This is a genomic window from Paenibacillus sp. NEAU-GSW1 (genome assembly GCF_009737085.1).
GTDB lineage: Bacteria > Bacillota > Bacilli > Paenibacillales > Paenibacillaceae > Pristimantibacillus.
The window spans coordinates 36143-47460 of the sequence record NZ_WOVL01000027.1; the positions used below are offsets into that span (position 1 = coordinate 36143).

The window sequence follows — 11318 nt, forward strand, 5'->3', positions numbered from 1 at the left end:
AAATCAATCCCAAAAAAATACACCTTAGTATAGACGATGAATAAGGGGTTATGGTTTCGGATTTTTTACAAATAATTGATGTTACTTTTGTCAAGCTGGTGCCAAGAAGCCTAAAAGCTGTATCAAGCGATTGATCATTTGATACAGCCCTATCGCCTTATCCCCCCTTACATCGAAGGATTCTTCGTCCCATAATCTTCAATCTTTGTTTCCACTTCTACACGAATTGTAGCTTGGCTGAATTCGCTATTCCAATCTGACTTTAGCCTGCCCCAGACAGCGGGATGCTGAACTCTCAGTCTTTCTCCCAAGCCCGCACCATCTATCTTAAGTGTATTCTGCAGCTTGTCCAGAAGCTGTTCAACGCCTTCCTTCACAGCTTCCGAGAAGAGCTTCTCCGCTTCCTGTCGATCTAACCCGCCCTGGGGATGAGCAGCGTCTTTCCAATCTTCTATCCAGTGCCCACGCGATTGAATGCGAACTTCAAAGACGACACGTTTGTCTGAAGACAGAGAGGACTTGATTTTGCTCCTCATTGAATTTATTTCGTAAGTCATAGCCTTCCCGCTTCGAGGATCATAAACCTTAAGCACGCCCCCTTTGCCTAGACCGTTCAACCAAATAAGCGATCCCACCTCGTCCTCGTTCAGAAAGCCCTTCAATGTTCGGGTTGTTCCATCGAATACGCCAGCGCCGGACACCTTCATTTCTCCCTTAGCCGCAATCACATTTTGCAGCAGGAAGTTCTCTCCTGCTTGAAGATGTCCGTTCAATGTGACCAATGTTTGCGCTGGAAGAATCTTAATGGTTCGGAATTGATTATCGGCAATACCCGCCAGATGGGTCGAGGGTATGTCACCAGAAGCATCGCTCTTTATCACATCTGATGCTTTCCCTTTACTCACGAACACCATAGTGCTCATCCTTATATCGTTATCCCTCAAATAGAAGTCGACGAGCTGATCCACTCCGACGCTCTCCGCAAGCTTACTGCCTATAACGATTACTTTCAAATGGTGTCCAATGATGGGCTTGTCTAATTTAAGGGCGGCTTCACGAATAATCTCTATAACAGAGTCGCCTGAGATGACTATGTTCCGATATGGCTTTTTTCTCCCTGAACCCAGACTATTCGCGCCTGGTGAAGTAGCCGATTCCATCGAAACAATCTGAATCGTTGAGGTTATCACATCCTTCTTCTGATAATCCCCGCCTTTGCGATTCATCGCTTCCTCGGTCTTATCGCTCCACTCCTTATCCAATGCCATCCCGATGTACAAACTCTGCGACTCAATCTCTTTGCTACTCCAGCAACCAGACAACAGAATGACCAGAAAAAACGGAAGAGCTATCTTAAGCATTAGAGCCACTCTTGGCATGCATTTTCTCTTTCGTTATGGAAACAAGCAGCAGTATCCACGGCAGTCCGCCAAAAAGCCAAATCGCTGTATTTCCGATGAAATCACCGCACTGGGATAATTCTTCAATATTTCGCGGCAAACGAATCAAGACATATAAAAACGGAAGAAGCATAAATAAGCTTCTTTTTAGGCTTATTCCAAATAAACAGGCAAGCCCTAGAGAAGCTCCAAAATAGCTTACGGTGAATGAAGTGAATATTTGCATGATCCAAGTTACTAACAGCAATGACTCGAAGCGCTCAAAAACGAGTCCTGGAATTTCAAAGCTCCGGATCACATCCATTAAAGGCCACGTCCTCGAGATCGTTCCATCTACAGTAAGTGCGCCAATCGTGAGAAAAACGATAGCCACATAAATGATCATCGGGATCATAATGCCTGCAATTACCGCTTTAACTGATTTGGAGGAATTCGACATGAAAGCCGTTACGAACAAAATGGCTTCCGCACCTGAAAATGCGAGGCTTGTCGACTTCAATCCATGAAAAATCGAAGAAACGCCACTTCCTCCTATCGGCAAAACATGATTCCATTCGAAAATTCGAATGCTCAAAAACAACAGTATCAGCAATATAAGGACTGTTGGAGGTAATAATAGTTCACTAATTCGAGCGATCGATTCGATTCCTCCAACCATCAAATAGAGGCCTACCCATATAAAAATGCTAATAACAACCCAGGAAGGCGTTCCCTCAAGAAGAAAGTACCCTGAGACTTTTGCCATGGTACTGACTTGAAACGAAGCGCTACTTAAAAAATAAAATATGATCAGCAATGAATAGACGAATCCGCCTGCTCTCCCGAGAACATGGGGAATAAATTCATAGATGGTGCGGTCGGGGTATCTTCGGCTTAACAAAGCCATTCCAGTCCCGGCAGCGATGGTGAGCAGACCGCCTCCGACAACAGCCAACCAAGCATCGGGAGTATGCGTGGACGCAGCTGCCACTCTCGGCAATGACAAAATTCCGGATCCTAATATCATATTGGAAACAATGATGACTGCCAGTGGCGTATCGATACGTTCTGTTAAAACATTCAAGACTTATTCCTCCTCGTATTCATTTCTTGCGAATTACATCAAGTGATTTCAACATCTCTGGCCGACGCTTCATGTAGCCAATAGGAAGCCTGAACAATAAGTCTTTCCAATCGGAGATTCGGTAAGGAATTGCTGGGCTTAAATACGGGACCCCAAAGCTCTTCAATCGGACGAGATGACTGGCGATAAGCAGAAGAAACATGAGCACACCATAAAGGCCGAACAGTGCAGCGGACATCATAGCGAAAAACCGCAAGAACCGGAAAGTAATGCCGGCGCTATATGCAGGAATCGTAAATGATGTTACGGCAGTTCCTGCCACTACAATAACGAGAATCGGGCTCACAATCCCTGCTTGAACCGACGCTTCTCCGATGATAAGTCCTCCGACGATGCCCATGGCTGGACCGATTGGCTTTGGCAGGCGAAGTCCCGCCTCTCGCAGAATTTCAATTGCAACTTCCATTACAATCGCCTCGATGTAGGCAGGGAACGGTACGCCATTCCGAGTGTGCATGATTGAAATTACAAGTTTGGTCGGAATAAGACCCGGATGAAAGGATATGAAAGAAATATAGATGGAAGGGAGAAGCAGCGCCACTCCGACAGCTATAAATCGAAGAAGCCGTATAAATGAGACCGGAAGCCAGCGGTCATAATAATCCTCTGGTGACTGTAGCAGCATGCTAAATGTCGTCGGCACAATGAGCACGAAGGGTGTTCCGTCAAGAAGAATCGCCACACGTCCTTCAAGTAGGGCAGCTATTACTTTGTCGGGTCTCTCTGTGTTCTGCACTTGTTGAAAAGGACTTAACGGGTCGTCTTCTATAAGTTGTTCGATGTACCCGCTCTCCGGCAAATGATCCAGATCGATCTTGGAGATTCTCCTTTCAACCTCCTGTACTAAATTCGGCTCAACGATATCCGAGAAATACGCAATGGCGACTAATTTGCGTGATCGAATGCCTATTGTTCGCTTGGTGATAACCAGTGTATCGGTTTCTCCGCTGCGACGCAGCAGAGCTGTGTTGTCAGCCAGCACTTCGTTAAAGCCAATCCGCGGGCCCCGTACCAATCCTTCTGTTTCGGGTTCTTGAAGGTCTCTTTTCCCCCCCAGCACCGTATCGATCAGTATAGGCTCACACAAGCCCTCTACGAGCAGCATTGTATACCCAAATAAGACTTTAGCAAGCCACTGTTCCTTGGCAGCGTCTTGTAAGAGTCTTCCAATGCTAAGGATTCGATTTTGTATAAAGTCCGTAGTTACAGGAAGCTCGTACTCGCCTTTCATGAGCTCGCGAATAAGGTTGCGGTCAATGAACTCCTTGTCGGATAAGCCATCTACAAACACCAATGCGGCGCGGAGGGGGGTTACTCCCAGTAGGAATTGCCTGCATTGAAGATCCGAATGGATTTCTAATCCTTTCCTAACTTTCTCCATGTCTAGATCATAATTGCCTGTGAATATTGGTGCGTTCATTTCGACCATTTCTCCTTATCACGTTGGTTTATCCTTATTCAAGTATCTATTGCGGAGACGAACGCATAGCGCATCCAGAAATATTGGAACTCCAATCATTATGGAGGTTTGAATGTAGAACTCCCATTGGCTTAATAAATGAATTAAAGAAATCCAGATAAATGACAATTCCACACACTCCCTTCAATACATAATTTAGTCACTTGAATATTTTGTCTTTAAGCATCTATTTTATTCACTTGAATCAAAGACAGATTTAAACTCCGATTGCAACAATCGTAACCATCGTTATCCTCTCTATGCATTTGCTCAGGCATTCGCTAGGAAACATTTAAAGTCGTGGCAGGCTTAAAAGTTAGTTTTAGAGATGAAAAAAAGACCCGCTTTCAGCGGGTCAGCATGTACATAAACCTACGTTTTTATATGGACATGGGTTTATATTAGTTATGAATGTTGAGGCTAGCAACCGATATTCGCATATATTCGGACGCGAACGCGGGAGATCGACTGCTTTAACTGCAATTCCTTCTCTATGTTAGCAGTACCTGGTTTAAATACAACTGTATGAATTCGCGACGTTAAGTTCAATATACAATCAGGATTGACAAGCGCCCATCATGTAACTATTATAGTTACATGTAAACGATATTGTTATAGGTAACAAACTACTTTATAAAGAATGGTACTAATAATGGCAAAAGTATTATCTATCACAGCGCACCCACATGATGAAAGTCAGTCCTACGGCACTGCCGTTGGCAACACATTCATTGAATCCTACAAGGCACCGTTATTGGTGAGCGAGCCGGCAAAAATTGATTTAGAAAGGAGTCGTCATGACTGCTGCTAAAGAGCTTATCTATGCGTGGGACGCCTATTGTGGATGGTGTTACGGGTTTTCAAAAACCATTCGCAGTCTGCATGAAAATCATCCCGAATTGCCACTTACCGTTTTGAGTGGCGGCCTATTTATTGGTGATCGAAGTCATTCTATAGGGTCATTCTCTCATATTCCAGAGGCAAATAAGCGGATTAGTCAACTTACAGGCGTCGAGTTTGGCTCAGCTTACCAGGAACTCCTAAGCGAAGGCAGTTTCGTTATGAATTCTAAGTCCCCAGCAATCGGATTTAATGCTTTGCGTTCCCTGGCGCCTGATCGTGCAATATATCTTGCCTCCGCCATGCAACATGCATTCTACTACGAGGGTATGAGCCTCAGTGATCCAGGAACTTATTATAAAATTGCCCTAGCTAACAATATCGATCCAAACGCAGTCCTGAAACTCTTGGATGACCCGGCGTCAATTACCGCAGCCCGCGCAGACTTCGTCAAAGTAAAGCATCTCGGGGTAAATAGCTATCCTACCCTACTACTCCGTAACGGGAATGAATTAATCTCACTTGGTGGAACTATGGGCATCGAGGAGCTTGAAGAGCGTCTGTCTTGCACGAATTTAATACAAAATATAGCAGGGGAACATTGTTCACTGGATAATAAGAACGGCTGTTGAAGTCGGTGAGAAGAATAGCTCTGATTCTGCATTCGTGCGCGGTCAGAGCTTTTTGAATTTCATTGAAAACTCATCAGCGTAAACTGCCCGTTAGAATTCCTGTAAAACGAATAATTTGGTGTTTGAACAAAAACGAGCGCCTCTGTACGATGGGGTAACGCACGAGGTCAATTGCCTTAGCAAGCCCATATGCTTCGCCGACTGCGAAGCGACGGCTTCATAGAACCAGCTCGAGCTTCCCACATCGGCATAATTCTTCTCGTATTCGAATACGGCAAAGTTTCCTTCAGCATTCAAATCCGCTGCGAAGCTACCGTCAGTAGCTTTGTATTCGTTAACGACCAGATCGCGGCTTACCGTCTACCAATCCGACGCGTAGCCGAGTACTTGTGTCGGATTCTACGCATGTGAAAGCAAATGCGAATATGCACAAGTACACGGCTCTCTAATTCATTTTACTTACGATTTCCTGCTTTTTATCATTAACGATAAGCTGAAATACATCCGGACGGCTGTAATGCCCGACAACGTCGAAATCGAATCTACTTCGTATCACCTCGTCAAGATCCAGAGTCGCGAACATAATACCTTCTTTATCATAGAGTGGGTTCACGATGTACTCCCCAAGCGGATCGACAATGGCGCTTCCGCCCCGGTTGAGCACATAATCATCATCTTGAATATCATCGTAGTAAGCTAAGTCGGCTGGATAGGTCTCTTTTGTGGAAAATTGATTGCAAGAAAGTACATAACAGCGACCCTCGCACGCAATATGACGAATGGTTGCCTGCCACGTATCGCGAGCATCCGCCGTTGGAGCAATATAGATATCGATACCTTGTGCGTACATAGCCGTACGGGCCAATGGCATATAATTTTCCCAACAAATAAGGCCACCGATTCTGCCAAATGGGGTATCGATAACAGTTAGAGTACTTCCGTCCCCTTGCCCCCAAAGAAGGCGCTCAGAACCAGTTGGAACCAGCTTGCGGTGCTTGCCCAAGAGGGTCCCATCAGGTCCGATATAAATAATGGAGTTATACAAAGTGCCTGTACTGAATTCCTGATCCCGTTCAACTATGCCGATGATTAAATAGACGTTTAGCTCTTTGGCCAGCCCGCCCAGAAAATCGGTTTCGGCTCCTGGAACCTTGATCGAATTTTCCCAATAGCGCTGCCAATCCTTTCTTCCATCAGGGGTACGGCTACCGACACGAACGCCGAAGCTAAGTCCTCGCGGATATCCGGGAAGAAACACCTCAGGGAAGACGATCAATTGCGCTCCTTGTCCTGCTGCTTCTCTTGTCATGCTTTCGATCTTATCCAAGGCTGATTGTTTTTCAAATAATGTAGACGCAGACTGTACAACAGCCACCCGAACATTACGATTATTCATTCCACTCCCCCTCTCTGCGTTGACGCGTTGCGGAAATAATATGAAAGCTCTACAATCATCGCGCCCATTCGTTCGTTCTCGGGCGTTAATATCCGTCTAACCCCTTCTTCCCTTAACGCTTCTGCCGTAACCCGACCAACCGCAACCGCTAAAACCTGGTTTAGAAAACTTTTTTTGATATCCAAATAATGACCATGATTTTTGACATATTGGAAAAAGTAACGTACCTGAACGGCTGTTGTAAAACAAACCGCATCCAGAGCTCCTTCTAAAATTTCTTGACAAAGCTGGTGTGATATCGCCTGTTCAGGAGCCACATGTTGGTAAGACAGTATGGTCCGAACAAACGCACCCTTACTTTCAAAAAATGAAACAAGTTCAGGCATAGGCTCTCCATGGAGTTGAATTGCCACGTTTTGATCGGCATAATGATAGCTCTGCAGCGCCTGAATCAAGCCTTTAGTCGTACCATCTTCATCTATTACGATCGGCTGAATGCCAAGCTTTTTCAATAAAGTAAAGGTTTTATAACCTCTCGCTCCGATTTTTGAGTTCCTGAACAGGGTGATCAGCCGTTCTCTAACCCCGATGCGTTCCGCCTGTTCCAATAAGGCTGCAAGTCCTGTACCTGTTGTAAAAATGGCCCAGTCCGTCCCACTTTCGAGCAATCGAAGAAGGTCATATTCCACATCCTTCTCTTGCAGCACAAAAAGCCCCTGCTGCGGACGAACAACCGCCTCTCCACCCTGCCGCTCGATAATTTCACTCAATTCCACTATTTTACGGGAGCCCGTAATGGCAATCCGTTTTCCTGCAAGTCCTTTAACCACTGTTTTCACCCCATTCCTGTTCGCTGCCAATACGTCCCGAAATCTTCTCCATTTTATCGTCATTAGTGATTGTCACAAACCAAATCACCCCTTTGAATTCCGACTTGACCACTATATTAATTGATAATTAACAATAAATAACCATCCAATAGCGGATCAATTTCACCATCCATTCAATCCCGGTCCGAACCATCCATGTTCAATAAATAGATAATAAAGGATAAGATGAAATGGTTACTTTCAATTTTGAGCAGCGATGGTATGATAAAAAGCACACTATGGCAATCTAAATTTGAATGAGGTGAGGGATTTGTGGAAGCCTGATCGTTACAGCAACAAACCATTATATGAACAGATTGCCGATTTTCTGGAACAGCGAATCTCGTACGGCGAGTTTCCGCCAGGTAGCCTATTGCCATCTGAACGAAAATTGGCTGAGCAACTAGAAGTGAATCGTAGCACTGTCATTCAAGCCTTTGCCGAATTGCGCTCATTCGGTATCATAGAAAGCCGTACTGGCAGCGGAACGCGTGTCAGCTCAACAAAGTGGGGGGCTACACCCAAACATACACCAAATTGGAAACGATATTCCGAAGGAGGCAGTTTTTTGCCTAATCCGCCTTTTTTGCGAAAGATAAGAGAAGCGCTAACAGACCAGCCTTCTCTAATTGATTTCGCAAGTGGTGAACTGGCAGCGGACCTAGCACCCGCGGATGAAATTGCAAGTTTGATGAGTTCGCATCACTATACATCTTATTTGGGCTACGACAATCCACAAGGATATGTTCCGCTTAGAGAAGCTCTGGTTTCTTATTTGAAGAAGCACCGGTCTATTCAAACGAACGAATCGTCCATCCTCATTACATCCGGATCTCAACAATCATTGTATTTGATTACACAATGCCTATTGTCGCCGGGAGATGCCGTGGCGATCGAGGACCCTTCTTACTGCTACTCGTTACCTATGTTTCAATCGGCTGGACTCAAACTCTTTCGGCTTCCCGTAGATCAGTATGGTATCCGTCCCGATGACATTCGCACCTTATACAAAAAACATCGGATCAAAATGGTGTTTCTCAATCCGAATTATCAGAACCCGACAGGGACCGTACTTGCAAATGAGCGTCGCGAACAGTTGTTGAAAATTTCCAGTGAATTGGCATTACCAATTGTAGAGGATGATCCTTTCAGCTTGACTGCTTATGAAGGAAAGCCACCTGAGCCGCTAAAATCGTTGGATACCTTCGGATCCGTCCTGTATATCGGTTCGTTTTCCAAAATCGCCGCGTCTGGTCTACGGATCGGTTGGATGGTCGCCCCGCGTTCCATTGTGGAGCGTCTAGCAGATGCTAGGCAGCAGATGGATTTCGGATTAAGCGTCATTCCACAACAGGTCGCTGCGCAGTTTTTGAAATCAGCTCATTTTGAACCGCACTTGGAACGTCTCCGCATACAACTGCAATTTAAGCGAGATCTGCTGATCGATACCTTGCGGAGAGAACTGCAAGATTTGGTCATATTCGACATACCTTACGGGGGACTGCATCTGTGGTGTAAACTAATTCCGGATGTTCACGATGGAAAACTGCTGGATGAAGCAATCCAAAAAGGGGTCGTGTTCGTGCCGGGAAGCGTCTACGGCTCTGATTCAGGCTTCGTACGATTTACATTTGCCCGAGCCAAAAACGATGAGATCAAATCCGGAATAACCCGATTTGCAGAAGCACTACGGTCTCTGACTAGCATCAACTCATCGTTATAAATTAAGTCCACAGAACCATTTTTTTCTCACACTTTCGTATACCATCGTTTGGGGTTTGGGTTCAAACACGCTATCAATCCACCATCAAAGGTTGGACTAAACATCCAACTTTTAACACACTCGTAACGCCCTTAGAGTATCAGTATTTTATCATGGAAGGCTTTACGAAACGTCAGGGATAACGGATGATCTATAATGCAAAAATATACGAAAAAGACGCTGAGCAGTGGAAATCCCGCTGCCCAGCGTCCTTTTTTGTGCTACCGCCCTATACGACATACAGTGCGAAACAGTGCTTTGAAACGTCTAAATTAATGCTGCCCAATTAATGATTCTATTCCGATATTAGTAATGAAATTATCTTCTGCGTATTGTTCATTACTCATTCATGTACGGTAAAATTGGATGGTATAAGATCTAGTCGATTGGATGGTTACATTACCTTCATTTCCACCTAATATAATTTTAGTTACTTCAATAAGTGTAATCAAATATAGGAAGGTAGATAACCAAATGGCGACTTTAGTATCTTTTATTATGCTCTGTGTAGCTTTTATTTTATGTCCATTTCTTATCTTCTTTTTTGGACGTCTGATTATTCGTTCAGAAGAATCTCTTGAGGTGAATAGAAAATTTTAGTTTGAATAATAGTAATTAAGGAGATGTAACTATGAATGTTCCAGTTGGTGTATGGATCGCCGCCACACTTATTCTTATTGTGCTTGCGTGGATGACTTTCTGGGTTACAAATAAAGCTTACTCGAAAAGATGGGAAGACTCCGAAGATAAATGAAATGTACACCAGTTGTTGTAGAGGTAATTCCTTCGAGATAGAACGTTTCAAACTTTAGTGTGGAATGAAACGATTCGATGGATGGAGGCTTTGGAAGGTCATCTGGTTCACAAATTCTGTTTTCATGATCTTATAGGTGGCTTCAGGCGCAGCGTTGTCGTACGGACAGCCTTCCATACTTAGCGATCGACCGATAAACAGATCCATCAGCACACAAATGTAATGCCATCGGTTCTGGACTTCACATACGTCAAATCACTGACGACTAAGCGTTTAGCTTCCGTTTGAACAAATTCTCTTCAGAACATTGTCTGTCGTCGCTTCGTCGCAGGACGATTTCTGGGGTTTATATTGCGACACCGTGCGGCCAATGCGGCGTCTGGAGACGATGAACCCGCGCTCGTGGAGTTCACTTTGATCTTGCGTGTACCGTAGGCTTTTCGGTTCTTGAGAAAGATATCCACAATAGCTTCAGCGACATCATCTTTAGTGATTCGTTCTTGGGCGTCGTAATAAAACGTACTTCTTGCGATTTGCAGGACGTCGCACATTGCTGATACCGAGTGAAGGAGCCCGTTGTCTGAGCTTGGCTGATCCAGGTGAGGTTATATTCCTCCACAATCGCTGCTCTGGTTTTCTCATTTTCATAGAGCTGCACCATCTGCTTTTTGAATTTGGTTGTAAACGTGCGTCTTTGTTTTTTAGGCATTGTAGAGATCCGCCCCTTAGCATGGATAGGTTTATTCTACAAGCCCTTATTTTTTCTGTCCAACTTAGTGTAACCGATCTACATCTGTCAATTTCTAAATAATTCTGCCCATCCCCCCTCCCCATCCAAATCCCCGAAACTCCACGCTCCACAAGGCTTTTCAACCTTTCATCACACTTCCCCTCCAAATTCTTTTTTCACGCTATGTTTGACGGAAAATCAGGAGAAATCATCGGAAAAATCCCTCTTCAAATCACGAATCGAACCGTAAATGTTTGAAGGAAGGCAGGAGTAAAAGCAGGAGTAACACCGAGATTAGGGTTGAAAGGACGAGCAAGATAAGAATCAGTTAGAGCTTGAATCGAGAAGAAGCC

At 44.6% G+C, this 11318-nt stretch carries 9 protein-coding genes and 1 pseudogene; 4 read left to right on the forward strand and 6 right to left on the reverse strand.

The window, feature by feature from the left end:
* Window positions 1-167 precede the first annotated feature (167 nt).
* From GOM71_RS18885 to GOM71_RS18895, 3 genes are read right to left on the reverse strand one after another with little or no spacing between them, the layout of a single operon-like run.
* Window positions 168-1379 (reverse strand): Ger(x)C family spore germination protein, encoded by a 1212-nt coding sequence (locus tag GOM71_RS18885; protein WP_156283873.1) that lies wholly within the window; start codon window positions 1377-1379, stop codon window positions 168-170.
* Window positions 1354-2463 carry a GerAB/ArcD/ProY family transporter gene (locus GOM71_RS18890; RefSeq protein WP_156283875.1) on the reverse strand — a complete coding sequence of 370 codons (1110 nt, stop codon included), beginning with the start codon at window positions 2461-2463 and terminating at the stop codon, window positions 1354-1356. The genes GOM71_RS18885 and GOM71_RS18890 overlap by 26 nt, the downstream gene beginning before the upstream one ends.
* Before the next feature lie 19 nt (window positions 2464-2482).
* Entirely contained in the window at window positions 2483-3943 is a 1461-nt protein-coding gene (locus tag GOM71_RS18895) for a spore germination protein (protein ID WP_253944922.1), read from the reverse strand.
* 691 nt (window positions 3944-4634) lie between these two features.
* Between GOM71_RS18895 and GOM71_RS24150 the strand changes: the two are divergent.
* Both GOM71_RS24150 and GOM71_RS18900 read left to right on the forward strand, forming a co-directional pair.
* A pseudogene (locus tag GOM71_RS24150) lies at window positions 4635-4766 on the forward strand (FMN-dependent NADH-azoreductase); the annotation flags it as partial.
* Between the two features lie 13 nt (window positions 4767-4779).
* Complete coding sequence (locus GOM71_RS18900; protein WP_156283879.1) at window positions 4780-5454, forward strand: DsbA family protein; 675 nt, start codon at window positions 4780-4782, stop codon at window positions 5452-5454.
* A 445-nt stretch (window positions 5455-5899) separates the two neighbouring features.
* Here GOM71_RS18900 and GOM71_RS18905 read toward each other — a convergent pair whose 3' ends face one another.
* Together GOM71_RS18905 and GOM71_RS18910 are read right to left on the reverse strand one after the other, a co-directional pair.
* The gene (locus tag GOM71_RS18905; protein WP_156283881.1) at window positions 5900-6850 is read right to left on the reverse strand and encodes a carbon-nitrogen hydrolase family protein; all 951 of its coding nucleotides are present in this window, start codon (window positions 6848-6850) and stop codon (window positions 5900-5902) included.
* Window positions 6847-7680, reverse strand: a complete 834-nt coding sequence (locus GOM71_RS18910; protein ID WP_367649707.1) for a uroporphyrinogen-III synthase — start codon at window positions 7678-7680, stop codon at window positions 6847-6849. Before GOM71_RS18910 ends, GOM71_RS18905 begins: the two co-directional genes overlap by 4 nt.
* Window positions 7681-7990: 310 nt before the next feature.
* On the opposite strand from GOM71_RS18910, the gene pdxR reads away from it, so the two are divergent.
* Complete coding sequence (gene pdxR / locus GOM71_RS18915; protein ID WP_156283885.1) at window positions 7991-9442, forward strand: MocR-like pyridoxine biosynthesis transcription factor PdxR; 1452 nt, start codon at window positions 7991-7993, stop codon at window positions 9440-9442.
* 670 nt (window positions 9443-10112) lie between these two features.
* Window positions 10113-10235 (forward strand): hypothetical protein, encoded by a 123-nt coding sequence (locus GOM71_RS24745; RefSeq protein ID WP_301539647.1) that lies wholly within the window; start codon window positions 10113-10115, stop codon window positions 10233-10235.
* 409 nt (window positions 10236-10644) lie between these two features.
* Here the strand turns inward: GOM71_RS24745 and GOM71_RS25165 are convergent, their stop codons facing one another.
* Window positions 10645-10944 (reverse strand): hypothetical protein, encoded by a 300-nt coding sequence (locus tag GOM71_RS25165; RefSeq protein ID WP_156283887.1) that lies wholly within the window; start codon window positions 10942-10944, stop codon window positions 10645-10647.
* Window positions 10945-11318 lie beyond the last annotated feature (374 nt).

Coding starts and splice junctions, on each gene's coding strand:
- GOM71_RS24745 (WP_301539647.1), top strand. CDS start 10,113: ATGAATGTTCCAGTTGGTGTATGGATCGCCGCCACACTTATTCTTATT.
- GOM71_RS18895 (WP_253944922.1), bottom strand. CDS start 3,943: ATGAACGCACCAATATTCACAGGCAATTATGATCTAGACATGGAGAAA.
- GOM71_RS18885 (WP_156283873.1), bottom strand. CDS start 1,379: ATGCCAAGAGTGGCTCTAATGCTTAAGATAGCTCTTCCGTTTTTTCTG.
- GOM71_RS18900 (WP_156283879.1), top strand. CDS start 4,780: ATGACTGCTGCTAAAGAGCTTATCTATGCGTGGGACGCCTATTGTGGA.
- GOM71_RS25165 (WP_156283887.1), bottom strand. CDS start 10,944: ATGCCTAAAAAACAAAGACGCACGTTTACAACCAAATTCAAAAAGCAG.
- GOM71_RS18905 (WP_156283881.1), bottom strand. CDS start 6,850: ATGAATAATCGTAATGTTCGGGTGGCTGTTGTACAGTCTGCGTCTACA.